A 26,688-nucleotide genomic window follows, 5' to 3' on the forward strand; every position below is an offset into this window, starting at 1 on the left:
CCCCCCTGTGGGAGCGGGCTTGCTCGCGAAGGCGTCAGATCAGTCGACATCATTGTTTACTGAAAGACCGCTTTCGCGAGCAAGCCCGCTCCCACAGGGTGATGTGTTTCAGCAAAGGGTCAGGCGTAAGACAGGTCTTTCTCCTCCAGCAGCTCCTGATACAACTCGGTCCACTTGCGGCCCATCTCGTCGGCGGTAAACAACTGCCGGTAACGCGCCTCGGCCTTTATGCTCATGGCTGCTGCGCGCTCGGGGTTTTCCCAGAGGCTGCGCATTGCCTCGCGAAATGCCTGAGGGTTGCTCGGTGGCACCACCAGCCCGGTTTCGTTGTGGATGTTGATGTAGCTGGTGCCGGTACCGATTTCGCTGGAGATCATTGGTTTGCCGTACATCGCGCCTTCGAGCAGCGAAATGCCGAACGCTTCGGAACGCAGGTGCGACGGGAACACGATGGCGTAGCTCAGTTGCAGCAGGGCGACCTTGTCTTCATCGCCCAGGCGCCCGAGGAAGTGGATGTTACGCAGCCCCAGCGCAGCAGCCTGGGCGTGCAACTCCAGTTCCAGCGGCCCGGCACCGACGATCACCACGGGATAGTCCACGTCCTTCAAGGCGTCGAGCAGGATGTGCAGACCTTTGTAATAACGCATGACCCCGACGAACAGGAAAAACTTATCCCCAAGCTGCTGGCGCCAGCGATTCATCCGTTCGCTGTCGGCCTGTGGATAACCGGCCTTGTTCAAACCGTATGGAATCACCCGGGTCTTGTTCTGAAACTGCTGCAACACGTCGCTGGTGTGCAGGTAGTTCGGCGAGGCCGCGACAATCCGGTCGGCGCTGGCGAGGAAGCGGTTCATCAGCGGTCGGTAGAGTTTGAGCAGATGCTTCTGACGAATAATGTCCGAGTGGTAGGTCACCACGCTCGGTTTGTTCATGCCGCTGGCAAAGTGCACCAGGTCCATGAACGGCCACGGAAAGTGATAGTTGACCACATCGGCTTCGGCGGCCAGCTCGCGAAACTGTTTGAACACGCTCCAGGAAAACCCGGTGGAGGCGAACTGAATGTCGAGTCTGGCGCGATGCACTTCGTGTTGACCCAGTTGCACCACCGGCGGGGTCGGGTCGGCGCTGAGTGTCAGCACCTGGCCGTCGATACCGTGATGCGCACCGCTTTCGCACAGCTGAAATATCACCTGCTCGATACCGCCGACCGAGTCAGGCAAGTAGGTTTTGAAAAAATGAAGAACTCGCATTCAACCTCCCATGGCCTGGCGGTAAGCACCGGCCGTGGCCTGTGCGCAGCGCTGCCAGGAAAAAAGCCGCGCCCGCTGCAATCCGGCTTCTCGGCATGCTTGCCAATGCACCTGATCGTCGAGCAGACGGATCAGCGTGTCGCGCAAGCCGTCTGCATTGTCAGGTTCAATATAGTTGCCCGCGTCGCCCGCGACTTCCGGCATGGCCGAAGCGCGGGTGAGTAACACCGGCGTGCCGCTGGCCATCGCCTCCAACACCGGCAGGCCAAAGCCTTCGTATAACGAAGGAAAAATCAGCGCCCGGGCACCGGCCAACAGCTGGGCCAGGTGTTCATCGGGCAAGTAGCCGAGCAGGCACACATGCCCGCTTGCCAATGCCTGACGCAGTTCGGCGCTGAACTGTTCGCGCTGCCAGCCAGCCATGCCGACGATCAGCAGCGGAAAGCGTTGGCGCACGGCCTCCGGCAGCAAGGCATGGGCGCGCAGGGCCAGCCGCAGATTCTTGCGTGGCTCCAGCGTCCCGACACAGAGGAAATACTCCCGCGCCGTAACGGCATGGGCCTTGAGTACCGGGTCGATGGTGTGTGCGTCACGCGGATGAAAGCGCTCGGCTACGCCCAAGGGAGCGACCACGAAACGTTCAGCGGGCAGGCCGAAACAGCTTTGAGCTTCGTCGGCGATCGCTTGTGAATCGGTGAGGATCACTTGTGCCTGCCGTACGCCGGTAGCCAGTCGGCGCTCGATCTCTTGCAAACGTGCCGGCGGCTGAGTTTCGGGGTAATGCAGGTGCGTCAGGTCGTGCAGGGTAATCACGGTCGGGCCGTCGAAGGCCAGTGGCCACAGACTCGGTTCGTGATACAGATCGATGCCATGCGCGCGCGCCTGATCGAAACGCTTTTGTTCCAGCCAGCGCCGCGCCTGATAAGCCCCGGGGATCTGCCGCAGGAGTGGCGTCAGGCGCGAATAACCGGGCATCGCTGCCTCCGGCATGGCCGAACTCCAGCCCCAGCCGTGGAACAACTCAATTTCGATATCGGTATCGCTGCGCAACGCATTCACCAACTCGGCGACGTAGTGGCCGATGCCGGTGCGCGGTGCCTGCAGGATCCGGGCATTAAGGGCAATGCGCATGCGGCCTCGCTGGCGCCAATGGCGCTTGCACTGCATTGCGTACGGTGCGCTCGGCCAGTTGCGCACTCGCCTCGTGCCAGTCGATCCAGCGCCAGTCCGCCACATCGCGAGCAGCGGGGAATTGGCCACTCTGCAGGAACCGCATGATCAAGTCAGCGAGGCTTTGCGGATCCTGCAAATCGAAATAGGCCATGAATTCGCCGCCGATTTCGCGGAACACCGCAATGTCGCTGCCCATCGCCGGCAAGCCACGCTGCATGGCTTCCACCAGCGGCAGGCCAAAGCCTTCGACAAACGAAGGTAATACCAGCGCACTGGCGTGGGCGTAGGCATGTTCGAGGCTGGTGTCGCTCAAGTCGTTGAACATGAACAGGCGGCGATTCAGTTCGGGATGACTGCGCACCCGGGCGAGCAGGGCATCGCACTTCCAGCCGATGCGCCCGGCGATGCACAGACGCGCCGGGGAGCCGGCGGTCCAGGCCCGTTCGAAGGCATCGAGCAGGTATGCGTGGTTCTTGCGCGGCTCAATGGTACTGACCATCAGGAACAGCGGCTCCGGTGTATTGAACAGCTGTTGCAGGCGCGGTTCGACGGTTTCCCCGGCGCTGTGCAGATCCAGTTCGGAACCGAGGTGAAAATAATCGAACCAGCGTTTTTCGGCCTGTACCGTGCCGATCCGTTGCTGCAGTTCGGCGCGCACCTGATCGCGTACCGTGGCGGAAATGGCCAGGTAGCCGTCGGCCGTGCGGGTGATCCAGTCGAACCATTCACTGAAGACCTGCACCAGCCGCGTGTCGTAGAACTGCGGGTGGGTCAGCGGTATCAAGTCGTAGATGACCGCGACAATACCGACACCCTCGCGCTTGAGCTGTTCGGCGTGGGAGAAAAAGTCCGAGTGCCAGGACGAATCCAGCAGCACCAGTTGGTCTCCGGGCTGATGCTGCAAGGGGGCACAGCGTTTTGGCAGTTGCTGGCGGTTGATCCGCTCGATCAGCCGCAGGGGTACGCCAAATGCCGCGAAAGCGCTCAGCCGATAGCCGACGTACAACAGGCGTCGTGGGGTTTTTGCCTGCAGGCGGCTGTCGAGGCGCTGATGCCATTGCCAGAAACGGTGCGCAAGGCGTTCCAGTCGTTCGCCGAATGTCGCAATGGCGTTGAACAGCGGCGCGTCCAGCGGGGCCAGGCGCGTGACCCGATAGAGCCGGCCCCTCAGCGAAATGACCGGCAGGCACTCGACATCACCCACCCGCTCCGGCAATTGCTTGATGACGTTGCGCACCACGCGTTGAATACCGGAGTTGATCTTCGGGTGTTTGAAGACGTGGGTGCACTCGACCAAGAGGCGGGTCATGGCGCAGGCTCGGTCAGCGCTGCCTCGGTGTGAGGGGTGATCGTCGTCTTGGCATTGAGCCAGGAACAGCCGACGAAATCTTCCTGGCGGTTGTTGATCACGTGAAACACCAGACCGTAATCGCGCCATTCGAAGTTGCGGTCCAGATGCGAGTCCAGGCGCGACAGGCTCAACGATACCGAATAGTTGCCCTTGCCCAGCCCCATGACGAAGGCGAAGCGGTAAGTGAAGCGTTCGCCGGCGCGCAGATCGGTCAGGGCCTTGTTCAGGCGATGGGTGTTGATGCCATACATCATCTGGCCCAGACGATCCTTGAGGATGAAGCCGAGCACCAGCCGTTCAATGTCGCGGCGAACTTCGACCTGCACTTCCAGTACCACTGGCTGGCCGACCTCGGCAGCGTCGATGGCGCGATCGTGTTCGTCCAGCAGGCGCACACTCAGAATGCCTGCCTCGCCGGTGCCGGACACGGTCTGCACTTCGCCGCCGGCGAGCATTTCCTGACGCACGATCTGCCCTTCGCGTTCGGCCATCAGGGCGTTGTAATAGTCGAGCACCACTTCCGGCTTGTCGTACATGGCCATGTGGCCATCCTTGAGCAGGATCGCCGAATCGCAGATCGACTGGATGGCCGAGCGGTCGTGGGAGACGATCAGCAGGGTCGTGCCGGCCTTGCGGAAGCTGCGAATGCGTTCAAAGCTCTTGTGCTGAAAGTAGGCGTCGCCCACCGACAGGGCCTCGTCGACGATCAGAATGTCCGGACGCCGCGCGGTGGCGACGCTGAAGGCCAGGCGCATCTGCATGCCGCTGGAGTAGGTGCGCACGGGGTGGTCGATGGCTTCGCCGATTTCTGCGAAGTGTTCGATGTCAGGCATCAGCGCTTCGATTTCGCCAACCTGCAGGCCCAGCAACTGTCCGGCCATGATCGCGTTCTGGCGCCCGGTAAAGTCCGGGTGAAAACCCATGCCCAGCTCCAGCAATGCCGCTACGCGCCCTTCAATCTCGATTTTGCCGCAGGTGGGTTGAGTGGTACCGGTGATCATCTTCAGCAAAGTGCTTTTGCCCGCACCGTTGGCGCCGACGATACCCACGGCCTCGCCGGGGGCAATCTCGAAAGCGACATCCTGCAGCACCCAATGCTCGCGGTGGCGCACCGGGGAAAACGGGATCAGCCATTCCGCCAGACGGCTCCAGCGTGTCGGATACTGTTTATAAGCCTTGCCCAGGCCCGTTACGCGTATAAGTCCCATCAGAGTTCATCCACCATTTCACCGACGCGCTGGCGGAACAACCGCAGGGCGATCAGACACATCACCACCGCGACGATGAACACCGGTAAAAGCGAGTTCCAGACCGGCCATTGCCCATACAGGAACAGGTTCTGATAGCTGCCGATCAGGCTGGTCATCGGGTTGAGTTGCAGCAGCCGCTGGACCCACTCCGGGAGGATGGTGATCGGATACACGATCGGCGTCAGCCAGAACCAGAACTGCAGGCAAATGGCGAAGAGCTGGCCGACATCGCGAAAGAATACATTCAACACGCCGAGGATCATGCCCAGACCAGCGCAGAACAGCATCTGCAGCGCAATCAGGGGAATCAGCGCCAGGAGCGCCATACCGGGCCAACGCCCGCTGATCAATAGAAATCCAAGGAACAGTCCGATGATGATGGCGAAATTGATCGCCGCATTGCACAGCACGATCACCGGCAGGCAGATGCGGGGGAAGCTGATTTTCTTCAGCAGGTTGGCGTTATCCAGAAACATGGTCTGGCTGCGCAGGGTGATTTCCGAAAACATTCCCCAGGCGAGCAGCCCGGCGCAGAGATAGACACTGTAGGCCATGCTGTCATCCACACCCGGCAGGCGGGCGCGCATGATGTGAGAAAAGATCACGGTGTAGACGATGATCATCGACAGTGGATTGAACACGGGCCACAAGGCACCGAGCAGCGAATTGCGATAACGCGCTTGAAACTCTCGCTGTACGCTGCCGAGGATGAATCCTCGATAGCTGTAAAGCGAGCGGTACAGGGAAAGCAGCATCAAACCGTCCTGCCGTATTGGTCTTCGAAGCGCACGATATCGTCTTCACCCAGGTATTCGCCGCTTTGCACTTCGATGATCACCAGGTCGATCACGCCGGGGTTTTCCAGGCGATGGCGATGGCCGGCGGCAATGAACGTCGATTCGTTCTTGGCCACCAGGTGAGTGCCGGTACCGTTGTTGGTGACCTTGGCCATGCCTTCGACCACCACCCAGTGTTCGTTGCGGTGATGATGCATTTGCAGCGACAGCTTGCCGCCGGGCTTGACCACGATGCGCTTGATCTTGAAGCGCGGGCCTTCCTCGAGCACGGTGTAGGTGCCCCACGGACGGCTGACCGTGCGATGCAGGCGGTAGGCTTCGTGGGATTTGTCCTTGAGCTGTTTGGCAACGCGTCGCACATCCTGGGCGCGATCGGCATGGGCCACCAGCACCGCGTCGGCGGTGTCGACGATGATCAGGTTATCCACACCCACGGCGGCCACCAGCCGGCCTTCGCTCTGCACGAAGTTGTTGTGACTGTCGATGAACACCGCTTCGCCGCTGGCGCGATTGTTGTCGGCATCGGCCGGTACCAGCGCTGCCACGGCACCCCACGAACCGATGTCGCTCCAGTCGAAACCGGCGGGCACCACCACGACTTTCTCCGAGCGCTCCATCAAGGCGTAATCGATGGAGATGTCGGTGATTTCAGCAAACAGTGCCGGTGACAGTTCCTGTTGCAGGCAGCCGATGGTTTCCACCGCGGCGCTGGCCTGCATGCAGGCGCGGGTCTGTTCCAGCAGTTCTGGCGCGTGCAGTTGCAGCTCGTTGATCAGTGTCGCGGTGGTGAAGCAGAACATGCCCGAGTTCCACAGGAAGTTGCCGCTTTCCAGGTAATGGGTGGCGGTCTGCAGGTCAGGCTTTTCCACGAAACGCTGTACTTTCGCTGCGCCTTTGGCGTCCAGCGGTGCGCCGGTTTCGATGTAGCCGAAGCCGGTTTCCGGGGCGGTCGGCAGCACACCGAAGGTCACCAGATAACCGTCCTTCGCCAGATTGACCGCGTGTTCGACGGCGCTCTTGAGCGCTTGCTGATTAACGATCAAATGGTCGGCGGGCATCACCACCATGATTGCATCGTCGCCGTGCAGCGCCTGCAGCGACAGGGCGGCGGCGGCAATCGCCGGGGCGGTGTTGCGCCCGGTCGGCTCCAGCAGGAAGTGCCCGCGATGGCGCGACACATGGGCGGCGCAATAGTGATCCTTGCTCTGGAAGTAGTACTCGCGGTTGGTCACCGTGACGATGTCGCCCCAGCCGTCGAGCAGTGCTGCCGCCCGCTGGTAGGTCTTGCCGAGCAGCGACTGCCCGTCGGGCAGGGTCATGAACGGTTTGGGATGGCCCTCGCGGGACACCGGCCACAGACGCGTACCGGCACCGCCGGACAGAATCACGGGGATCAGCATGACCTACTCCTTGGCGACGCGTTTCATATCCGCATCCATCATCATGCGGATCAGGGTGTCCAGGTCGGTTTTCGGTTTCCAGCCCAGCACACGCTGCGCCTTGGCCGGGTTGCCGAGCAGCACTTCGACTTCGGCCGGGCGGAAGAACGCCGGGTCGATCTTCACGTAGTCGCGGTAGTTCAGGCCGACGTGATCGAAGGCGATGCGGCACATCTCGCGCACGGTGGTGGTGACGCCGGTGGCGACCACGAAATCGTCAGGCTTGTCCTGTTGCAGCATCAGCCACATGGCTTCGACGTAGTCACCGGCAAAACCCCAGTCGCGTTTGGCGTCGATGTTGCCCAGGGCCAGTTCCTGCTGCTTGCCCTGCTTGATGCGGGCCGCGGCGTCGGTGACCTTGCGGGTGACGAACTCGATGCCGCGCAGCGGCGACTCGTGGTTGAAGAGGATGCCGCTGCTGGCGTGCAGGTCGAAACTTTCGCGGTAGTTGACGGTGATCCAGTGACCGTAGAGTTTGGCCACGCCGTAGGGGCTGCGCGGGTAGAACGGGGTGTTCTCGTCCTGTTGTTCGGCCTGGATCAGACCGAACATTTCGCTGGTGGAGGCCTGATAGAAACGTGTGTGCGGGCTGAACTGGCGGATCGCTTCGAGCAAGTGGGTGACGCCCAGGCCATCGACGATGCCGGTGGTCACCGGCTGATTCCAGGAAGCGGCAACGAAGCTTTGTGCAGCGAGGTTGTAGACCTCGTCCGGCGCCGACTGAATGACTGCACGTTGTACCGAGCAGGCATCGGCCATGTCACCGTCCAGGTAGACGATGTCGCCTTCGACGCCCATCTCGCGCAAGCGCCAGCGCGAATCGCTGCTACGGCGTGCTACCAGGCCGTGAACCTTGTAACCCTTGTCGAGCAGCAACCTGGCCAGATATGCGCCGTCCTGGCCGGTGATCCCCGTGATCAGTGCACTTTTCATTGTTGTTTTACTCGCTGCTCCCAGTCGGACAGGATCGCCCGCAGGGATTGTTGTGTGGTGATTGCCGGTGCCCAGCCCGTGGTCTGGACCAGCTTTGCGTGACTGCCGCAAACGCGACGCTGATCGGCGCGCCGCATGCGTGCCGGATCCTGCACCAGTTGCACTTCGACCTGCGCCAGATCGCCCAACTGCTCGATCAGACTGCGGATGCTTTGTTCGCGGCCCGAGCAGATGTTGTAGACCTGCCCGGGTGTGCCTTTTTCCAGAAGGGCGAAATAAGCCGCGATCACATCGCCGACATCGAGGAAGTCGCGCGTGACGTCAATGTCGCCGACTTCCAGTCGTGCTGCCTGCAAGCCTTGCTTGATGCGGTTGATCTGGCGTGCGGCGCTGGCGATGACGAAGCTGTCTTTCTGTCCGGCGCCGATATGGTTGAACGGCCGCGCCACCAGCACCGGCCAGCCCTCACTCAGGCCCCATTGCAGGCTGAGAAACTCGGCCGAGAGCTTGCTCACCGCATAGGGGTTGCGCGGGCAGGGCGGTTGCAGTTCGGTGATGGGCAGGGCGCTCTCGTCGACTTGCCCATAGACGTCGCCGGAGCTGACATACAGGAAGGTCCCCCGAAATCCGCGGGCCTTGAGGGCCTGCAACAGATTGAGGGTACCCAGCAGATTGATCTCGAGCGTACGGGCCGGGTCACGGAAGGCTTCGGGAACGAAGGTCTGACCAGCGAGGTGAATCACCGCGTCGGGCAATTGTGGCCACAGGTCGACGAGGCTCGCCGCTGACGTGAGATCGTAGGGTGCGGTGGCAGGCAGCAGTTCCCACGTCGAGTCAGGCTGGGCCAGACGCGACTGGATATGTTGTCCCACGAACCCACTGAGGCCCGTGACAAACAGACGCTTTTTCAAACAGCGACCCCTTGGTCTTTAACATTCGCCACTTTCCCACAGGCTTTGAGGGGAAGTCTGTCAGGCCGCATGAAAAAGGCCGACAGGATGACAGGCGAAGTCGTTGTTGTAGTTGTTTGTTACCAATCTGTGCCAAATGCTTGGCAATTTCAACAGTGCAAACCGTGACTGGTCAGTTCTCGTCAGAGTAGACGGATTTATTCTCGCCGGGCGGTTCACGAATCCGCGACGGATGTGTTTAGAATGCCCCTCGTCGCGTTCAACAGGGGTTGTTCAGCCCCAGTCAGACCGACCACTAAAAACAAGAACAAAGACGGGCTGGAAGATGCAGGACGAGTGTCGGCATGCCGACCACGATTCAGCGCTTCGCCGTCATGGATTGAAGCAGCCGGGATGGCGGCTTCATCGTGGGATGCCATGAACTTCATTCTTTACTCGGACGTCAACGACCGTTCCATCAGCCAGAGTCTCGGACGTCCCGAATACAGTTACTACTTCGTGCTCAAGGCCTATCGCCCGGTGCTGGAAAGCCTTGGGCGGGTGCATGTGGTGTCCGCCATCACCGAGGTTGATCCGCTCTTTCGCCAATTGCGCGAGGTGGGCGAAGACAGCCTGTTTCTCTCCTTCACCCCGCCGCAAAATACGCCGACCGATCTTGAGTGTCCGACCCTGTGTGTGGTTGCCTGGGAGTTCGATTCGATCCCGGACGAGATCTGGGACAACGATCCGCGCCACGACTGGACGCAGATGCTGGCCCGACAAGGGCGGGTGATTACTCTGTCCAGCCATACTGCCCGGGCGATTCGCCGGGCGCTGGGCGAGGACTTTCCGGTACTGGTTTTGCCGACACCGTTGTGGGAGAACTTTGCGGCGATTCGTCAGCAGCAAGTTCCGGCGCCGGTCAATCCAGGCACGCCGCTGGCGATCAAGGGCTGCATTTTCGACAGCCGTACGCTGGCGCTCTCAGCCGATGACCTGCTGCCCAAACCACTGACCGCCGAGCAACTGGCCGCGATCGAGGCACAGCGACCTCCTCCGCTGACCTTCAAACGGCGCCTGGTCATCGCCCGGCACTACCTGCGCCAGTGGCGCCTGGATGCAGGCCGCGAACAGCAACAGCCGCGGGTGAAGTTTCTGCATCACTGGTATTGGGAGGGACTGCGTGATCTTTTCTCACGCAGGGCGCATGCCTGGCTGGAGCGACAGCTGCCGAGTATCGCCGGTCCACAGGCGGTGGCAGTGGTCGAACCGCCGCCGCTGGATCTGCCGGACACCACGTCGGTGGTCGACACCACGGTCGACGGTGTGGTCTACGTCACCGTGTTCAACCCCAAAGATGGCCGCAAGAACTGGCATCAACTGATCACCGCGTTTTGCTGGGCGTTTCGGGAAACGGCCGATGCGACGCTGGTGTTGAAAATCACCCAGAACGACCTCGCGTCTTACTACAGCGAATTAATGACGCTGTTGGCGCAGCTCTCACCCTTTGCCTGCAGGGTGGTGGTGTTGCACGGTTATCTGGATGACGCCCAGTACACCCGGCTTTACGCCGCTGCCAGTTACTACGTCAACGCCTCGCGCTGTGAGGGCCTGTGTCTGCCGTTGATGGAGTTCATGTCCAGTGGCAAACCGGTAATCGCCCCGGACCACACGGCCATGGAAGACTACATCGACGACAGCGTCGCCTTCGTGATCAAGTCCAGCGAAGAACCCGCCATCTGGCCGCAGGACTCACGGCTGATTTACCGCACCCTGCGCCACCGCCCGGATTGGGCTTCGCTGAAACAAGCCTACGAGGACAGCTACCGCATGGCCAAAGACCAGCCGGAGCGGTACCGGCAGATGTCGGCGGCAGCGGTCGAGCGCATGCATGACTACTGCGCTTTTGCCCCCGTGCAAACGCGCATGGCGGAATTTTTCGGGCTTGCACCGCATCCCGCCAATGCTGCGTCAGTGACGGAAAACGCCTCATGCTGATCATCATTCATTCGGAAACCAACCAGCACACCATTGCACAGAATCTGGGGCGCTCGGAGTACAGCTATTACTTCGTGCTCAAGGAATATCGCCCGGTACTCGAGCGTCTCGGACGCGTGGTGGAAGTGGCCGATCCGCTGACCGAAGTCGACGCGCTTTACGAGGAATGCCGGGCCAGTGGCGAGCCGTGCGTCTTCCTGTCGTTCTCGCCGCCCCATCGCACGCCGGTACACCTGATGTGTCCGACTTTGCCGGTGTTTGCGTGGGAGTTCAGCACCATCCCCAATGAGCCGTTTGCCGGTGAGCCGCGCAACGACTGGCGCACGGTGCTGCAGGCTTGCGGAGCGGCGATCACCCATTCCAGCTACACCGTCAACGCGGTGCGCGAGGCAATGGACAGCGATTACCCGATCGTCGCGGTGCCTGCGCCGGTATGGGATCGCTTTGCCGCCCGCGGTGCGCCGTTGCAGGGCCAGTCACCGAATGGACCGGTACGGTTGAAGATCAAGGGATTGGTGGCCGACAGTCGCAAACTTGACTTGAACGCATTCGCCCCCCGGCCTTTGCGCACGGGCAAGGGACTCGATTTCCATGCGCCGGTCAGGGAGCAGGAGTTGCTGCTCGACGGCGTGGTCTACACCTCAGTGTTCAATCCCGGCGATGGGCGCAAGAACTGGGAGGACATGCTCAGTGCATTCTGCGTCACGTTCCGCGAGGTCGAGGACGCAACGCTCGTGCTGAAACTGACGCACCACGATGTCGAAGAAGCGCTGAGCGACATCCTCCACCACCTGTACAAGAATCAGTCCTACCGCTGCCGGATCGTACTGATCTACGGCTACCTCGCGGACGCCGATTATGAGCGCCTGGTGCAGGCGACCCGTTATGTGGTCAACACGTCCTACGGCGAGGGCCAGTGCCTGCCGTTGATGGAATTCATGTCCTGCGGCAAACCGGCGGTGGCGCCGCGTACGACGGCAATGATCGATTACCTGAGTGCCGACAACGCCTTTCTGATCGACTCCACCGACGAGCTCACGGCCTGGCCGCATGACCCGCGCAAGGCCTTCCGCACCCTGCGTTATGTGACTAACTGGACGTCGTTGTGCACGGCCTATCGCGCCAGCTATGCGGTCGCCAAAGACGATCCGCAACGTTATGCACAGATGGCCGCTCAGGCGGTGAGCAGCCTGCAGGATTTCTGCAGTCAGGCAGTGGCCGAGCAGCGGTTGCAGGTGTTTCTGGGGCAGTTGTTCGAACGCCGGTTCGCCTCAGACCCCGAGATGCGCGGGGCATGAACAGCAAGCGGATCATGGACATCGAGGTACTGCGCGCGATCGCGGTGCTCGGTGTGCTGTTTCATCACCTGCAGGGCAGCCTGTTCACCGACACCGTGCCGCTGCTGCAAACAGTCCACCATTGGGCGCAGTCCTGGTGGGGCGTTGACCTGTTTTTTGCGATTTCCGGATTTGTCATCGCCCGCAGCCTGATCCCCGCTCTGCAAGGCTGCACGAGCCGTCGGCAGTGCTGGGAGCAGACACGCAATTTCTGGCTGCGCCGGGCCTTTCGTTTGTTGCCCTCGGCCTGGCTGTGGCTGGCGCTGATGTTGCTGGCCTGTGTCTTGCTCAATCGCTCAGGTGCGTTCGGCACGCTGCACGCCAATCTGCAGGCAACGCTGGCCGGGGTGTTGCAGTACGCCAATTTCCGTTTTGCCGACAGTTTCTTTCAGTACGAATACGGCAGCAGTTTCGTCTACTGGAGCCTGGCACTGGAGGAGCAGTTCTACTTGCTGTTCCCGCTGCTGATTGTCGTGTGTCGCCGACATCTGGGCTGGGTATTGCTGGCGCTGGTCGCGGTGCAACTGTTCACGTTGCGCACCCCCTTGCTGATGGTGGTGCGCACCGATGCCCTGGCCCTCGGCGTATTGCTGGCGATGTGGAGCGCGCAGCCGGGTTATTCCCGTTGGGAACCGAGGTTCCTGCGGCGGCCGTGGGCCGGCGTTTCGGTACTGATTGTGCTGGCGTTGCTGCTGAGTTACATGGCCACCGACCGCTTCACGTTCGCCTCTTACCGCATCGGCTCGATCGCCATGCTCAGCGCGCTGCTGGTGTGGATTGCCTCGTACAACCGCGATTACCTGCTGCCGCGCGGAAGGTTGCAACGGCTGATGGCGTGGATCGGCAGCCGTTCCTACGGCATCTACCTGATCCATATTCCGGCCTATCTGTTGGTCCGTGAATTGATCTTCCGCTTGCAGGACGCGGGGCTGCCCAGTCCGGCCGGGCACCCGATTCTCACGGTGCTGATCGCCGGCGGTCTGATCGCGCTGCTCAGCGAATTGAATTACCGATTCATCGAAATGCCGATGCGCAATCGCGGCGCCGCGCTGGTGCGCCGCCTCGGTACGTCGCGAACCGCCGTCCCATCCTCTGGAGCTACCTCATGCTGAGCCTTTTGAAGAAACTCACGGCAACGTCACCCGCACCGGTTGCTGTGCCATCTGCCGCCGACAAGGTTGATCCGTACATGCTCGGCCTGTACGACGCAAAGCTCAGTGGCTGGTTCAATCAAGAGACCGACGAGCTGTTCACAGGCTTTCGGGTGAGCGCCGATGACACGTTGCTCGATGTCGGCTGTGGCGACGGCGGTAATGTGCATTTCTGCGGCATGCGCGGGGCGAAGATCATCATTGCCGACATCGACGCGGCCAAAGTCGAGGCCACCCGCCAGCGTCTGAGCGATACCCCGGCACGCAGCGTCGAATGCCACGTGACCGACTGCAACCCGCTGCCGATTGCCGATGCCACCGCCACCCGCGTGGTTTCCACCGAAGTCATCGAGCATGTCGACGATCCGGCGCAATTTCTCGCCGAACTGGTACGGGTCGGCAAGCCGGGAGCGCTGTACCTGCTGAGCGTGCCGCATCCCAGCTCGGAAGATTTGCAGAAAGACATTGCCTCGCCGGATTATTTCCAGAAACCCAACCACATTCGCATCATCAGTGAAGAGCAGTTCAAGGCGATGGTCAGTGACGCCGGGCTGGAGATCATCAGCCACAGTCAGTACGGCTTTTACTGGTCGATGTGGATGCTGTTGTTCTGGGAAGCCAAGGTCGAATTCAGTAACCCCGATCACCCGTTGCTCGAGCATTGGGCCAATACCTGGCAAGCGGTGCTCGATTCGCCCCGTGGTGCACAGATCAAGCAGGCGCTGGACGCGGTGGTGGCGAAGAGTCAGGTGATCATTGCCCGCAAGCCCTGAGTGCTTTTGTGTAACCTTGCAGCCTGATGTCTCAGGGATCTGCAAGGTATGCGCGTTATCGTCGGGTTGTCGGCCATGCTGGCGGTGTTGTTGCTCTGTGCTTGTGAACGACAGGACGCAGCGCCACTCGATCAGCAACTCTACGTCTGGCAACGGCAATGGACGTCCGCCCATGAGCTCGCGCTGAAAGACAGCCGCAGCGACTTTTCGACCCTGCGCGTGTTGGCCTTGCAGGCATTCCCCAGTGACGGCTGGCATCGGGCGCGGATCGATGCGCCGTTGCTCAAGCACGATGGCCGGCTTCTGATCGCGGTGATTCGTCTCGACGGTCAGCTCAAAAGTCTGGATCAGTCGCAGGTCACGGCGCAGATTCTTCAGGTTGTCGCCGACTGGCAGGCGCAGGGGCTGACCCTGAGTGGCGTCGAGATCGATCATGATGCGGGTAATGCGCGTCTGCCGGAATACACCGAGTTCCTCACACATCTGCATTCCGCGTTGCCCGCATCGTTGCCGCTGAGCATCACCGCGCTGCCGGCGTGGCTCGGCAGTTCACAGCTGCCGGCGTTGTTGGCCACAGTCGACAGCAGCGTGCTGCAGGTGCACGCCGTCAGCGATCCGCGACGCGGCTTGTTCGACCCCGAGCAGGCTCGGCGCTGGGCCAGCGCCTGGGGCAAAATCAGCAGCAAATCGTTCTATCTGGCGCTGCCGGCCTATGGCGTGGCGCTGCTGCCGGATGCCGACGGTGCCCCGGTGGTGGAAAGCGAAGTACCGATCGAACGTGAAGGGCAACGCCGGGAACTGCTCGCCGATCCGTTGCAACTGAGCCGACTTGCAAAAGCGCTGCGCGAGGACCCGCCGGAACATCTGGCCGGGCTGATCTGGTTTCGCCTGCCGCTGGCCAATGATCGTCGGGCCTGGAGCCTGACCACGTTGCGCGCCGTGGCCCGCGGCGATGCGTTGAGCAGCCAACTCGGTCTGGCGTTCAGCGACCACGCTGGCCTGCAGGACATCGCCCTGCGCAATGTCGGAAACCTCGACAGTGCCTGGCCCGCACGGATCATCGTCAAGGCCAGCGCTTGCGAAGGCGCCGATGCGCTCGCCGGTTACTCGTTGCAACAGAGCGCGGATCTGCTTACCTTCACCCGCCTGCGCGACGGTCGTTTGCCGGCGGGTGGACAACGCGCCATCGGTTGGGCGCGCTGTGCATTTATTGATCAAGGAGGTTCGCATGTTGACCCGTAACTGGCCCCGCCATCTGCTCTGCCTGAGCCTCAGCCTGCCGCTGGGTTCGGCGTTGGCCTGCGGCCCGGACTTCCCGATGCGCCTGCTCGACAATCGCGGGCAAACCCTGGCCGATTTTCCGGAGGGCAACTTCAACTTCGAGATCAGCCGCCTCGGCAAGACCATTGCCGGGCTGAAGAACGTCACCGCTGCGACGCACAATCCCGACGACATGTACGGCGACGCAAGCGAGCCTGCTGCGCTGCGCGAAAAAGCCGAGCAGGTCGGTCTGAGCGCCGAACAACAGGCGCTGGTCAAGCAACTGCGTGGCCTGAGCGATGCGCGTCAGGTCGAGGCGCAGGGCGCCAGCCTGCCAGCGGAAATTCGCTTGTACGTGGCCGGCGCGGTGGCGTTTGCCACTGGCGATCATCCGCTGGCGATCGAATACTTCAACAAAGTGCTGGCACTGCCGGCCGATCAGCGCCCGCTGCGCAGCACCTGGGCGGCGTATTCCCTGGGCCGTGCCTGGTTTGCCACGAGTGCCGAGGCGGGCGATGTCATCGAAGTGCTGGAGGACGCACGTGGGGCCTTCCGTCAGGCTCGACAACTGAGCATCGATGGCTTCAGTGATCCGCTGGAACTCGGTGTGGCCAGCCTCGGTGAAGAGGCGCGGGTGCTGCGCAACGCCGGCGACTGGAACGGCGCCATCGAACTGTATGAAGCGCAGAACCTGCACGGTTCGGCCGTGGGTTACACCTCGCTGAAACAACTGATGAATGAGCTGGCCGAACTGCCCGAGCCGCAACTGGCCAAGTTGCTGGAGCGCAAAGCCGTGCAGCAACTGGTTACCGCTTCGTTGATCAGCCGCATGGGTTGGTCATTCGACGAGCAACCGCCGAATGAGAAGAAACTCATCAAGCTGCTGCAGGACAGCACCCGTGGCAGCCTGGAAAACGCCGATCGGCTGGCGGCGATGAACTATCAACAGGGTGATTACGCCAGCGCCAAGGCCTTCCTTGAAAACGCCGGTGACGGCGGATTGGCGTGGTGGCTGCGGGCCAAGCTGGCAGTGCGTGACGGCGATAAAAATGCCGCGGCTGCCGCCTATGCCAAAGCCGCGCAGGCGTTCCCGCAGAGCGAAGATTGGGGCTACCGGCGCACCCCTGACTGGGACTTCGAAACCGTCCAGCCGAAATGCCGGGTCGAGGGCGAAAGTGCGATTCTGGCGCTGCAACGTGGCGAATACCTGCAAGCGTTTGTGCAGTTGTATCGCAGCAACAGCATTTACTGGTTCGACGCGGCGACGGTGGCCGAGCGCGTGCTGACGGTCGATGAGCTCAAACGCTATGTCGATGACAACGTGCCGGCGCCCCCAGCGCTGACCCAGCAGCAGCGCGACAACTACGTGCCGCTGCCGGTCGCCGCCAGCCTGCGCAATCTGCTGGGGCGACGCTTGCTGCGTGAAGGGCATTACGAGGAAGCGGTCGGCTATTTCGACAATCCCGATCTGCAGCACAAGGCCCGTCTGTACGGCGAGCAACGGATGAAGGCTGACGCTGCGTGGTGGCCGAGCAAACGCGCCAGTGCCTTGTACAACGCGGCGTGGACCGCGCGTGAATGGGGCATGGACATTCTCGGCTACGAGATGGCGCCGGACTACGCCACGTTTGGCGGCAACTACAGCCTGGAAAACACCGAGCTGAAGGTCGGGCCGCTGGTGGCCGAGGCTGAAGTGCAGCGCCAGAAGGCTAGTGAAGCGCAGCCGGATGAGCGTTATCACTACCGTTTTGTCGCCACCGCGCTGGCCAGTCGGGCCGCGGATAATTTGCCGCACACCAGTCAGGCGTTTGCGGCGGTGTTGTGTAACGCTGCGGGTTTCAACAGCAGCCTGGAAGAGCAGAGCGCGCTGTATCGACGCTACGTCAATGAAGGCCCGTACGTGCCGTGGGCGGTGGACTTCGGTAATCAGTGCCCCTATCCGGATTTCGAAAACGCCGACAAGCGTTACGTCACCCAAGTGACCGACGCTGTGCGCAATTCGTTGCGTCCGTACAAGTGGCCGGTGGTCGGTGTCCTGCTGTTAATCAGTGCTGGCGTGCTGGTGTTGTTCAGTCGTCGGCGCAAGTCCCGCAAACCCTAGGCCTGCTGAATAAACGTCAGGCGTACGGCGAAGCCGATCAACAGGCTGCCGAACAGCCATTGCTGAACGCGTTGGGCGGTTGGACTGTGTTGCAGCCAACGGCCCAGCGCCGCGCCGGTCAGGGCATAGGCACTGTCGAACAGCAGCCCGATGCCCACCAGCAACCCGCCGAGGGTGGCAAACTGGGTCAGCACCGCTGCGCCGTCATTGACGATGAATTGCGGCAACAGCACCGAGCAGAACAGCAAGGCCTTGGGGTTGAGCAGATTGGTCAGCAGGCCACGGCGAATCGCCTCGCGCCATTGTCCTTGGGTGTCAGTTACGGCAGTCGTATTCAGGTTCGGCAGCAGGCTGCTGCGCAGGCATTGAATGCCGATCCACAGCAAGTACGCCGCACCGGCCAGGCGCACCAGATCAAACGTCCACGGCGCCGCCTTGAACAGCGCCGCCAGACCCAATGCCGCCAATGCCACGTGACAGCCCCGGGCGATCGCCAGGCCAACGGCGGTTGCCAGCGCCGCACCGCGACCCTGGCGGGCACCGGTTTGCAGCAACAGAATCATGTCCGGGCCGGGCAACAGGAAGACCACCGCCAATGCCAGAAAAAACAGCCAGAAACTCGTCATGTCGCAGCCCTTTCGTTATCGATTCGGTGAGCAAAGTCTATGGCGCAAGGGCGGGGCAGGTGCTTGCGAAGTCAGCTTCAAAAACCCTTGCGATTGGCATAACCTGCTTTCTTTTTGTGCCTTGACCAGCAGGATCTGCCAAACATGAAACTCGACGCTTTTGATCGCAAGATTCTCGCTGCCTTGCAGCGCAACGGACGGCTGAGCAATGTCGAGCTGGCGGACGAGATCGGCCTGTCGGCGTCACCTTGCTTGCGCCGGGTGCGGATGTTGGAGGAGGCTGGGGTGATTCGTGGCTACCAGGCCAACCTCGATCGCGATGAAGTGGGACTGGGGCTGACGGTGTTTGTCGGGGTCAAGGTCGAGCGCCACAACGATGAGCAGGCCGAAGCCTTTTACGCGGCAGTCACCGCCCTGCCGGAGGTGATCTCGGCGTTTCTGGTGTCGGGCGAATCGGACTTTCTGTTGCAGGTGGTGGTGCCGGACCTGCGCGCATACGACCGTTTTCTCAGCGGCTGCCTGCTGAAGCTGCCGGGGGTGAGTGACATTCGCAGCAACTTTGCGATTCACACGGTGAAGACGCCGGGGGCGTTGCCGTTGGGGCATCTGCCGCTGTAGAGCGGGTTGCTCCTTTCGCGAGCAGGCTCGCTTCCACATTGGAATGTGATCGAATGTGGGAGCGAGCCTGCTCGCGAAGAGGTTGGCGGTCGACGGTTACATCTGCGTCGCCATCCCCTCGACATTCATCGCCGCCTGACGCAGCGCCTCGGAGCGGGTCGGGTGCGGATGGCAAGTCAGCGCGATATCTTCGGCAGACGCACTGAACTCCATGGCCACGCAGTATTCACCGATCATTTCACTGACGCTCGGTCCGACCAGGTGCACGCCGAGGATCTCGTCCGTGCGTTCGTCGGCGAGGACTTTGGCGAAGCCTTCGGTCTCATGGTTGATCTTGGCCCGGCTGTTGGCGGTGAACGGGAATTTACCGACTTTATAGGTGCGCCCTTCAGCCTTGAGCTGCTCCTCGGTCTTGCCGACGCTGGCCAGCTCGGGCCGGGTGTAGATGACATTGGGGATCAGCCCGTAATTGACCTCGCCGGCCTTGCCGACGATCTGTTCCACGCAGGCCATCGCTTCGTCTTCGGCCTTGTGCGCAAGCATCGGGCCTGACGTCACGTCACCGATCACCCACACGCCGGTTGCCTCGGTGCGGTGCTGTCGGTTGGCGAGCATGCCGCGCTTGTCGGTGCTCAGGCCGACGTTCTCCAGGCCCAGGCCTTTGGTGTACGGGCGCCGGCCGATCGCGACCAGCACGTAGTCGGCTTCCAGCAATTCGGCGCTGCCACCGGCGGCGGGTTCGACGCTGAGCTGCACGCCATTGGCCGAAGTCGTGGCGCTGGTAACTTTGGAACTTAGCTTGAAGCTGATGCCTTGCTTGCTCAGCGCACGCTGCAGGGTTTTGCCGGCCTCGCCATCAACACCCGGGCAGATGCGGTCGAGGTATTCGACCACGGTCACCTGGGCGCCGAGGCGCCGCCAGACCGAACCCAGCTCCAGGCCGATCACCCCCGCGCCGATCACTACCAGATGCTTGGGCACTTCACTCAGCGACAGCGCGCCGGTGGAGTCGAGGATGCGCTTGTTGTCGATCTCGACGCCGGGCAGGGGCGTAGGCTCGGAGCCGGTGGCGATGATGATGTCCTTGGCGCTCAGCTCGGTCATGTTGCCTTGCTCGTCGGTCACCGTGACTTTGCCCGGGCCGTCGATGTGGCCCCAGCCCTTGATCCAGTCGACCTTGTTTCTGCGAAACAGAAACTCGATGCCTTTGGTCAGGCCGCTCACGCTTTCGTCTTTCTGTTTCATCATTTGCGCGAGGTTGAGCGCGGGTTTGACCTCGATGCCGAGGTTGGCGAATTCCGCACCCATGGCCGCGTCGTACAGCTCCGAAGCATGCAGCAAGGCCTTCGACGGCATACAACCGACGTTCAGGCAGGTGCCGCCGAGGGTGGCGCGGCCTTCCACGCAGGCTGCCTTCAGGCCCAGCTGGCCGGCGCGGATCGCTGCGTTATAACCACCGGGGCCGCCGCCCAGAATGACCACGTCGTAGTTGCTCATGCTGTTGCTCCTCGTTGGGGATGCGGATCGCTAAAAGTAGTCGGTCGATAAAATTACGAACGTAATATGTGCGTTTCCGGACATTTCGGTCAAGGCTTCAGGCAAGCGACAGGTTGCGCATCTTTAGATAAGCGAATTTGTGTACGAATATTTCACGCTTTTCGTTATATCGTAACGATAAGACCGGTGAATCAATGGCTTTGGGGTGATATGCAAGTCGATCTGAATGTCGATGGCACGCAAGTGACCGGGTTGCCGCGCTTTCAACAAGCGGCCGCGCAAGGGCGACGCTTGCGTCGTCTGGCCATCGGCCTCGGCGGATTGGCCGGGGCAGGGTGGCTGCTGGCGTTGTTTGTCGAGCTGTTTGCCGCGCAATCGATATGGCCGGTCTTGCTGGTGAATTTGGGTGCGGCGTTGCTGGTGCTGGTCGCCGGCCTGCAGTCGGCGTGGTGGTTGACGCAATGGCGTGCAGGGGTGATTGACCCGCCGATATCGGTGGCGCTGACCGAGGAGCTGGAGCCAGTAGCGCCAGATGGCTGGTACGAACGGCTGCTGGAGCGATTGAGTCAGCGTGGTCTGCACCTGCTCGGTCAGATTGGCGCGGCCACGTTGTGGCTGGGCGGCTGGTCAGTACTGGTGGTGCTCGCCGTCGGGCAGGTGTGGAATCTGGCATTGCCTGCCGCTGCGGTCGGGTTGTCGGCCACGGTGGGCGCGGCGCTGATGTTGTTGCTGGGTTTCGGCCTGCTGGTGCTGGAGCGGCAACTGGCTCAGGAGAGTCCGGCGCAATGGCCGGAAGCCGGGTCCCTCGCGCAACTGGCGCGAGTGGCGATCATCAGCCTGGTGCTGGGCGCGTTGTGCCTGCTGTTCGCCAGCGAGGCGTCGGTGTGGCCAGTACGGCTTGCGGTGTTGATCGGGATCTTGCCGGCATTCGTCGCGATCGAGTTGCTATTGCGCGCATTTCTATCGGTGTTCAGCCCTCGACGCGAGCAGCTCGAACCGACCCTGCTGGCGCGCAGTTTTGTTGCCGATATGCTGCGCTGGCCACCGCAGCCGTTGCTCGCCTTGCAGCATGAATTGCACAACCGGTTCGGCATCGATCTGCGCCAGATCTGGGCGTTCAGCTATATGCGCCGGGCCTTCCTGCCGGTGCTGGCGCTGGTCGCTGCGGTCGGCTGGTTACTGACCGGTATCCACGAAATCCCGCTGCAAGGGCGCGGTATCTACGAGCGCTTCGGCAAGCCGGTGCAAGTGTTCGGTCCGGGATTGCACGCCGGTCTGCCATGGCCATTGGGCCGTGTATTGAACGTCGAGAATGGCGTGGTGCATGAGTTGGCGACCAGCGTCGGCGACGCTCCCGCGCCAACCCAGGCTGAGCCTGCCGAAGGCCCGGCGCCGATGACCGCCAACCGCTTGTGGGATGCCAGCCACGTCAATGACAAATCCCAGGTGATCGCCAGCAGCCGTGGCGATCAGCAGAGCTTTCAGATCGTCAACATGGACGTGCGCTTCGTTTATCGCATTGGTCTGAGTGATCAGGATGCTTTGGCCGCGACTTACAACAATGCCGATGTGCCGACGCTGATTCGCAGCACCGCGAGCCGGATTCTGGTGCACGATTTTGCCTCGCGCACCCTCGACGGTTTGCTCGGCGCTGACCGGGTAGGGCTGGGCGAAGAAATCGGCCGCGCAGTGCAAGGTGATCTACAGAAACTCGACAGCGGTGTGGAGATTCTCGCCACCGTGGTCGAAGCGATTCACCCGCCAGCCGGTGCGGCTAATGCTTATCACAGCGTGCAAGCAGCACAGATCGGCGCGCAGGCGTTGATCTCCCGTGAACGCGGCGCTGCGGCAGAAGCCAGTAATCAGGCGCAGTTGCAGGCCAGCCTGGCCCGCGATCAGGCGAGTGCCAGCGCCCGTGAAATCAACGCCACCGCGCAGGCGGCGGATCTGAAATTCAAGGCTGAGCAGAAAGCCTATTCCAGCGCTGGCCAGGCGTTCGTGCTTGAGCAATATCTGAGTCAGCTCAGCCTGGGTCTGAACAAGGCCAAATTGTTGGTACTCGACCACCGTTTAGGCGGCAGCAGCAATGCGCCGACCATCGATTTGCGTACGTTTACGCTGCCGGCTGATCCGACGCCTACGCGCACCACCGCTCAACCAGGAGTTGCCCCTTGAGCCAGTCGCACACTCACGATTTGCATGACCACAGCGGCCACGATCATGGCCACGCCGGGCATCACCATCATCATGGGCATCATCACCATCACCACGGAGCGCCGGAAGAGGCGGGACCGTTCCCTTGGCGGCGCATGGGCTGGGCGGTGTTGCTGGTGGGGTTTGCCATCGCGGCGGCAAGCCTGGTTCAGGTGCGCTCGGGCGAGGCCACCGTCATCACCCGTTTCGGTAATCCGTCGCGGGTGCTGCTTGAGCCGGGTTTGAGCTGGCGCTGGCCGGGGCCGTTCGAAGCGGCGATCCCGGTGGATCTGCGCCTGCGTACCACCTCGAGTGGTTTGCAGGATGTCGGCACCCGCGACGGTTTGCGCATCATCGTTCAGGCCTACGTGGCGTGGCAGGTGCAGGGCGACCCGGACAATGTGCAGCGTTTCATGCGCGCGGTGCAGAACCAGCCGGACGAAGCGGCGCGGCAGATTCGCACCTTTGTCGGTTCGGCGCTGGAAACCACCGCCAGCAGTTTCGATCTGGCGGATCTGGTGAATACCGATGCCAGCAAAGTGCGTATCGCCGATTTCGAAGCGCAACTGCGTCAGCAGATCGACCAGCAACTGCTCGCCACCTACGGTGTGCGTGTGGTGCAGGTGGGCATCGAACGCCTGACCTTGCCTTCGGTCACGCTCACGGCCACGGTCGATCGGATGCGCGCCGAGCGTGAAACAATTGCCACCGAACGCACCGCCATCGGCAAGCGGGAAGCTGCACAAATTCGTTCTGCGGCCGAGCGCGATGCGCGAATTGTCCAGGCCGATGCCACGGTGAAAGCGGCAGAAATCGAAGCACAGTCGCGGGTCGAAGCCGCACAAATCTATGGTCGTGCGTACGCTGGCTCACCGCAGCTGTACAACCTGCTGCGCTCACTCGATACCCTTGGCACCATCGTTACGCCGGACACCAAGCTGATCCTGCGTACCGACGCCGCGCCATTCCGCGTTCTGGTAGACGGTCCGCCGAATGTTGAAAATAAATCCGGATCGCAGCCATGAGTGATGAAGTTCCACGTGGAACACATTCGTTGAGCAGTCCGTGGATCCAGGCCGGACGTCTGGCGTTTTTCGCCTTATATGCGGTGACGGTATTGGCAGCGTTGGCCTGGGCGTTTTCCAATGTGCGGCAGATTGATCCGCAAAATCGCGCGGTGGTCTTGCACTTTGGCGCACTGCAACGCGTCCAGAATGCCGGGCTGTTGCTGGCCTGGCCGCAGCCGTTCGAGCAGGTGGTTTTGCTGCCGGCGGCGGATCGGGTCATCGAGCGCCGAGTGGAAAACCTGCTGCGCAGCAGTGAGGCGATCAAGGCTAATCGTGTAGCAACCTTCGCCACGCCACTGAGCGATGCACTGGCCGGTTCCGGCTATCTGCTGACCGGCGACGCCGGCGTGGTGCAACTGGATGTGCGGGTGTTTTACAAAGTCAGCGATCCCTATGACTTCGTGCTGCAGGGTGATCATGTGCTGCCAGCACTGGATCGGCTGGTCACCCGCAGCGCTGTGGCCCTGACCGCTGCTCGGGATCTGGATACGATTCTGGTCGCTCGGCCGGAGTTGATCGGCGCCGACAATCAAGCGGCTGAACGTCGTGAGCGTCTGCGCGGTGATCTGGTGCAAGGCATCAACCAGCGTCTGGCTGAGTTGAAGGCGAGTGGGCAGGGCATCGGCATCGAAGTGGCGCGGGTCGACGTGCAGTCGAGTCTGCCGGATCCGGCCGTCAGCGCCTTCAATGCGGTATTGACCGCCAGTCAGCAAGCCGACAAAGCCGTCGCCAATGCACGCACCGAGGCGGAAAAACTCACCCAGACTGCGAACGAGCAAGCCGACCGCACGCTGCAAGTGGCCCATGCACAGGCAGGCGAACGCTTGGCCAAAGCCTCTGCCGACACTGCCACGGTCATGAGCCTGGCCAAGGCGCAACAACAAGGCACCGACCCGCAGATGCTCCTGCGGCTGTACCGCGAACGCATGCCGAAAATTCTTGGTCAGGCCGGTTCGGTGACCACGGTCGATCCGAAAGACGATTCCCGCCTGATCATTCAGGGAGCCAGTAAATGACTGCGACCACCGCTGCACCGAGCCTGTTGTCCTCGGCCGAACAGCGCCGCGCCGCGCGGCAATTGACCCTGGCGATGCTCGCCCTTGGCTTGCTCGGCCTCGGTCTGCTCTGGCGCTGGCTGTTACCGGAGCAAACCGGTGTCAGTCAGTTGCTGCTGGGTTTCGCTTCTCTATTGGTGGCGGTGCCGGTGATGCGCTCGGCGTGGTACAGCTTGCGTTATCCGAGCCTGCACGGCATCACCGATCAACTGATTGCTTTGGCGATGCTCGGTGCGTGGGCGACTGGCGATCTGCTGACCGCCGCGTTGCTGCCGATCATCATGATCTTCGGCCACGTGCTGGAAGAGCGCAGCGTGATCGGTTCGCAGGAAGCGATTCACGCTCTCGGCCAATTGACCCGCAGCCACGCCCGCAAGATTCAAGCGGACGGCTCGATCATTGAAGTCGACAACGGCACCCTCCAACCCGGTGACACGGTCGAGGTGCGCGCCGGGGATCGTGTGCCCGCGGATGGTCGGGTGTTGTTCGGCCAAGCCAGCCTCGACACGGCGTCGATTACCGGCGAGTCGGTGCCAGTGGAAACGGCAGTGGGCATGACGGTGTTTGGCGGCGCGATCAACCTCGATGGCTTGCTGCGCATTGAGGTGACCCGCACCGGTGATCAATCGACGCTGGGCAAAGTCATCGCGCTGATGCAGAACGCCGAGCGTTCGAAGCCGCCGATCACCCGTCTGCTTGAACGCTATGCTGGCAGCTACATGGTGCTGGTATTGCTGTTGGCGGCGGTGACGTGGTTTGTCACCCATGACGCGCAAGCGATGCTCGCGGTGCTGGTAGCCGCATGTCCTTGCGCCTTGGTGCTGTCGGCACCGGCCACAGCGATTGCCGGGGTTGCGGTGGCGGCGCGCCACGGCATTCTGATTCGCAGCTCGGCGTTCCTTGAGGAGTTGGCAGACCTCACATCACTGGTGGTCGACAAGACTGGCACGCTGACTTACGGCACCTTGCGTTTGCAATCGATCAGCAGCCCGCGTCTGGATCAGGCCTCGGTGATGGCGCTGGCCGCCAGTCTCGGTGCGGCCAGCAGTCATCCTGTCAGCCGGGCGTTGGCGGGGCTGGTGAGTCAAGAGCAGAGCCTGCCGCTAACAGAGATTCACGAGCGTCAGGGTCTTGGGGTGGTCGCCATGACCGCGCAGGGCGAGGCGGCGCTGGGGCGTCCCGAACTGTTCGCGCAACTGGGCATCGTCACTACCATCGTTCCCGAGCACGACGGGCCGATTGCCGGATTGGCACTGAACGGCGAATTTGTCGCCTGGCTGTTGCTGGCCGACAGCGTCAAACCAGAAGCGCGCTTTGCCCTCGCTGAATTGCGCGAACTGGGGCTGGGTCGCCAGTTGCTGTTGACCGGCGACCGCCAGAGTGTTGCGCAGACCCTGGCCCGCGAGGTCGGCCTGCCAGAGGTGGAAGCGCAGGCGCTGCCTGAGGACAAGCTCAACCGCGTGCTCAAGGAAATCGACAACGGTTTCCGGCCGATGGTGGTGGGTGACGGCATCAATGATTCGCTGGCGCTCAAGGCCGGGGTGGTGGGTGTGGCGATGGGCGCCGGCGGTGCCGACATCGCGCTGGCCTCGGCGGATATCGTGTTGATCGGCAGCGATCTGCGCCGTCTGGGCACCTGTGTGCGGTTGAGTCGTCAGTGCCGTCGAACCTTGCAGGTCAACGTGATCATCGGTCTGGGCTGGACCCTGGCGATCGTGGTGTTTGCGGCATTCGGCTGGCTCGGCGCGGCCGGAGCGATGATCGCCGCGCTGCTGCACAACCTCAGCACGCTGCTGGTGTTGGGCAATGCCGGACGGCTGCTGCGGTTTCAGGAGCCATTGCTCAAGCTCAAGGATGATCACTGAAGTGAGTTTCAGCGAACTGTGCGCCGAATAGGCAGTCATCTATGGAGAGGGCGCACACTTCACG

General features: G+C 61.9%; 21 protein-coding genes. 11 read left to right on the top strand and 10 right to left on the bottom strand.

Features of this window, described 5'->3' with window-relative positions; translation table 11 throughout:
- Positions 1–119: 119 nt before the first annotated feature.
- From AC3WMV_RS11825 to AC3WMV_RS11860, 8 genes are read right to left on the bottom strand one after another with little or no spacing between them, the layout of a single operon-like run.
- A complete protein-coding gene (locus tag AC3WMV_RS11825; RefSeq protein WP_103367966.1) occupies positions 120–1,250 on the bottom strand; it encodes a glycosyltransferase family 4 protein in 1,131 nt (376 codons plus the stop codon).
- Positions 1,251–2,381, bottom strand: a complete 1,131-nt coding sequence (locus AC3WMV_RS11830; RefSeq protein WP_103367965.1) for a glycosyltransferase family 4 protein — start codon at positions 2,379–2,381, stop codon at positions 1,251–1,253. It lies immediately after the preceding gene.
- A complete protein-coding gene (locus AC3WMV_RS11835; RefSeq protein WP_103367964.1) occupies positions 2,365–3,732 on the bottom strand; it encodes a glycosyltransferase family 4 protein in 1,368 nt (455 codons plus the stop codon). The genes AC3WMV_RS11830 and AC3WMV_RS11835 overlap by 17 nt, the downstream gene beginning before the upstream one ends.
- Positions 3,729–4,982: an ABC transporter ATP-binding protein gene (locus tag AC3WMV_RS11840; protein ID WP_103367963.1), complete on the bottom strand. Its 1,254-nt coding sequence runs from the start codon at positions 4,980–4,982 to the stop codon at positions 3,729–3,731. Before AC3WMV_RS11840 ends, AC3WMV_RS11835 begins: the two co-directional genes overlap by 4 nt.
- Positions 4,982–5,779: an ABC transporter permease gene (locus AC3WMV_RS11845; protein ID WP_027610305.1), complete on the bottom strand. Its 798-nt coding sequence runs from the start codon at positions 5,777–5,779 to the stop codon at positions 4,982–4,984. Before AC3WMV_RS11845 ends, AC3WMV_RS11840 begins: the two co-directional genes overlap by 1 nt.
- Positions 5,779–7,221, bottom strand: a complete 1,443-nt coding sequence (locus AC3WMV_RS11850; protein ID WP_103367962.1) for a mannose-1-phosphate guanylyltransferase/mannose-6-phosphate isomerase — start codon at positions 7,219–7,221, stop codon at positions 5,779–5,781. Before AC3WMV_RS11850 ends, AC3WMV_RS11845 begins: the two co-directional genes overlap by 1 nt.
- 3 nt (positions 7,222–7,224) lie before the next feature.
- Positions 7,225–8,193: a GDP-mannose 4,6-dehydratase gene (gene gmd, locus AC3WMV_RS11855; RefSeq protein WP_027610307.1), complete on the bottom strand. Its 969-nt coding sequence runs from the start codon at positions 8,191–8,193 to the stop codon at positions 7,225–7,227.
- A complete protein-coding gene (locus AC3WMV_RS11860; protein WP_027610308.1) occupies positions 8,190–9,104 on the bottom strand; it encodes a GDP-mannose 4,6-dehydratase in 915 nt (304 codons plus the stop codon). Before AC3WMV_RS11860 ends, gmd begins: the two co-directional genes overlap by 4 nt.
- Before the next feature lie 417 nt (positions 9,105–9,521).
- Here AC3WMV_RS11860 and AC3WMV_RS11865 point away from each other — a divergent pair, with 417 nt between their 5' ends.
- Genes AC3WMV_RS11865 through AC3WMV_RS11890 form a run of 6 tightly spaced genes read left to right on the top strand, consistent with a single transcriptional unit; the run spans position 9,522 to position 17,703 of the window.
- Positions 9,522–11,081 (top strand): glycosyltransferase, encoded by a 1,560-nt coding sequence (locus AC3WMV_RS11865; protein ID WP_256584946.1) that lies wholly within the window; start codon positions 9,522–9,524, stop codon positions 11,079–11,081.
- Positions 11,075–12,379 carry a glycosyltransferase gene (locus AC3WMV_RS11870; RefSeq protein ID WP_103367960.1) on the top strand — a complete coding sequence of 435 codons (1,305 nt, stop codon included), beginning with the start codon at positions 11,075–11,077 and terminating at the stop codon, positions 12,377–12,379. The genes AC3WMV_RS11865 and AC3WMV_RS11870 overlap by 7 nt, the downstream gene beginning before the upstream one ends.
- Complete coding sequence (locus AC3WMV_RS11875; protein ID WP_103367959.1) at positions 12,376–13,530, top strand: acyltransferase family protein; 1,155 nt, start codon at positions 12,376–12,378, stop codon at positions 13,528–13,530. Before AC3WMV_RS11870 ends, AC3WMV_RS11875 begins: the two co-directional genes overlap by 4 nt.
- Positions 13,524–14,342 carry a class I SAM-dependent methyltransferase gene (locus tag AC3WMV_RS11880; protein WP_027610312.1) on the top strand — a complete coding sequence of 273 codons (819 nt, stop codon included), beginning with the start codon at positions 13,524–13,526 and terminating at the stop codon, positions 14,340–14,342. The genes AC3WMV_RS11875 and AC3WMV_RS11880 overlap by 7 nt, the downstream gene beginning before the upstream one ends.
- Before the next feature lie 48 nt (positions 14,343–14,390).
- Complete coding sequence (locus AC3WMV_RS11885; RefSeq protein WP_103367958.1) at positions 14,391–15,584, top strand: DUF3142 domain-containing protein; 1,194 nt, start codon at positions 14,391–14,393, stop codon at positions 15,582–15,584.
- Entirely contained in the window at positions 15,571–17,703 is a 2,133-nt protein-coding gene (locus AC3WMV_RS11890) for a hypothetical protein (protein ID WP_103367957.1), read from the top strand. The genes AC3WMV_RS11885 and AC3WMV_RS11890 overlap by 14 nt, the downstream gene beginning before the upstream one ends.
- Here AC3WMV_RS11890 and AC3WMV_RS11895 read toward each other — a convergent pair.
- Positions 17,700–18,329, bottom strand: coding sequence for a LysE family translocator (locus AC3WMV_RS11895; protein ID WP_103367956.1), 630 nt, complete (start codon positions 18,327–18,329; stop codon positions 17,700–17,702). The two genes, AC3WMV_RS11890 and AC3WMV_RS11895, sit on opposite strands and share 4 nt — an antisense overlap.
- Before the next feature lie 144 nt (positions 18,330–18,473).
- Between AC3WMV_RS11895 and AC3WMV_RS11900 the strand changes: the two genes are divergently transcribed.
- Positions 18,474–18,947 carry an Lrp/AsnC family transcriptional regulator gene (locus AC3WMV_RS11900; RefSeq protein ID WP_007960832.1) on the top strand — a complete coding sequence of 158 codons (474 nt, stop codon included), beginning with the start codon at positions 18,474–18,476 and terminating at the stop codon, positions 18,945–18,947.
- Between the two features lie 96 nt (positions 18,948–19,043).
- Here AC3WMV_RS11900 and lpdA read toward each other — a convergent pair whose 3' ends face one another.
- Positions 19,044–20,444, bottom strand: a complete 1,401-nt coding sequence (gene lpdA / locus AC3WMV_RS11905) for a dihydrolipoyl dehydrogenase (RefSeq protein WP_103367955.1) — start codon at positions 20,442–20,444, stop codon at positions 19,044–19,046.
- A gap of 210 nt (positions 20,445–20,654) precedes the next feature.
- Between lpdA and hflK (AC3WMV_RS11910) the strand changes: the two genes are divergently transcribed.
- From hflK (AC3WMV_RS11910) to AC3WMV_RS11925, 4 genes are read left to right on the top strand one after another with little or no spacing between them, the layout of a single operon-like run.
- On the top strand, positions 20,655–22,619 hold the full coding sequence (gene hflK / locus AC3WMV_RS11910; RefSeq protein WP_103367954.1) for a protease modulator HflK: 1,965 nt from the start codon (positions 20,655–20,657) through the stop codon (positions 22,617–22,619).
- Positions 22,616–23,662, top strand: coding sequence for a protease modulator HflC (hflC, locus tag AC3WMV_RS11915; protein ID WP_103367953.1), 1,047 nt, complete (start codon positions 22,616–22,618; stop codon positions 23,660–23,662). Before hflK (AC3WMV_RS11910) ends, hflC begins: the two co-directional genes overlap by 4 nt.
- Positions 23,659–24,720, top strand: coding sequence for a protease modulator HflK (hflK, locus tag AC3WMV_RS11920; protein WP_103367952.1), 1,062 nt, complete (start codon positions 23,659–23,661; stop codon positions 24,718–24,720). The genes hflC and hflK (AC3WMV_RS11920) overlap by 4 nt, the downstream gene beginning before the upstream one ends.
- Positions 24,717–26,624, top strand: coding sequence for a heavy metal translocating P-type ATPase (locus AC3WMV_RS11925; RefSeq protein ID WP_103367951.1), 1,908 nt, complete (start codon positions 24,717–24,719; stop codon positions 26,622–26,624). Before hflK (AC3WMV_RS11920) ends, AC3WMV_RS11925 begins: the two co-directional genes overlap by 4 nt.
- Positions 26,625–26,688: the final 64 nt, after the last annotated feature.

Source organism: Pseudomonas sp. FW305-3-2-15-E-TSA4 (assembly GCF_058787295.1).

Excerpts from the sequence above, each read along its gene's own strand:
- AC3WMV_RS11825 (WP_103367966.1), bottom strand. The coding sequence starts at position 1,250 with ATGCGAGTTCTTCATTTTTTCAAAACCTACTTGCCTGACTCGGTCGGC.
- AC3WMV_RS11830 (WP_103367965.1), bottom strand. The coding sequence starts at position 2,381 with ATGCGCATTGCCCTTAATGCCCGGATCCTGCAGGCACCGCGCACCGGC.
- AC3WMV_RS11875 (WP_103367959.1), top strand. The coding sequence starts at position 12,376 with ATGAACAGCAAGCGGATCATGGACATCGAGGTACTGCGCGCGATCGCG.
- AC3WMV_RS11850 (WP_103367962.1), bottom strand. The coding sequence starts at position 7,221 with ATGCTGATCCCCGTGATTCTGTCCGGCGGTGCCGGTACGCGTCTGTGG.
- hflK (WP_103367954.1), top strand. The coding sequence starts at position 20,655 with ATGCAAGTCGATCTGAATGTCGATGGCACGCAAGTGACCGGGTTGCCG.
- AC3WMV_RS11880 (WP_027610312.1), top strand. The coding sequence starts at position 13,524 with ATGCTGAGCCTTTTGAAGAAACTCACGGCAACGTCACCCGCACCGGTT.
- AC3WMV_RS11900 (WP_007960832.1), top strand. The coding sequence starts at position 18,474 with ATGAAACTCGACGCTTTTGATCGCAAGATTCTCGCTGCCTTGCAGCGC.
- lpdA (WP_103367955.1), bottom strand. The coding sequence starts at position 20,444 with ATGAGCAACTACGACGTGGTCATTCTGGGCGGCGGCCCCGGTGGTTAT.
- AC3WMV_RS11885 (WP_103367958.1), top strand. The coding sequence starts at position 14,391 with ATGCGCGTTATCGTCGGGTTGTCGGCCATGCTGGCGGTGTTGTTGCTC.
- AC3WMV_RS11890 (WP_103367957.1), top strand. The coding sequence starts at position 15,571 with ATGTTGACCCGTAACTGGCCCCGCCATCTGCTCTGCCTGAGCCTCAGC.
- AC3WMV_RS11870 (WP_103367960.1), top strand. The coding sequence starts at position 11,075 with ATGCTGATCATCATTCATTCGGAAACCAACCAGCACACCATTGCACAG.
- AC3WMV_RS11835 (WP_103367964.1), bottom strand. The coding sequence starts at position 3,732 with ATGACCCGCCTCTTGGTCGAGTGCACCCACGTCTTCAAACACCCGAAG.
- AC3WMV_RS11865 (WP_256584946.1), top strand. The coding sequence starts at position 9,522 with ATGAACTTCATTCTTTACTCGGACGTCAACGACCGTTCCATCAGCCAG.
- hflK (WP_103367952.1), top strand. The coding sequence starts at position 23,659 with ATGAGTGATGAAGTTCCACGTGGAACACATTCGTTGAGCAGTCCGTGG.
- AC3WMV_RS11840 (WP_103367963.1), bottom strand. The coding sequence starts at position 4,982 with ATGGGACTTATACGCGTAACGGGCCTGGGCAAGGCTTATAAACAGTAT.
- AC3WMV_RS11925 (WP_103367951.1), top strand. The coding sequence starts at position 24,717 with ATGACTGCGACCACCGCTGCACCGAGCCTGTTGTCCTCGGCCGAACAG.
- gmd (WP_027610307.1), bottom strand. The coding sequence starts at position 8,193 with ATGAAAAGTGCACTGATCACGGGGATCACCGGCCAGGACGGCGCATAT.
- AC3WMV_RS11895 (WP_103367956.1), bottom strand. The coding sequence starts at position 18,329 with ATGACGAGTTTCTGGCTGTTTTTTCTGGCATTGGCGGTGGTCTTCCTG.
- AC3WMV_RS11845 (WP_027610305.1), bottom strand. The coding sequence starts at position 5,779 with ATGCTGCTTTCCCTGTACCGCTCGCTTTACAGCTATCGAGGATTCATC.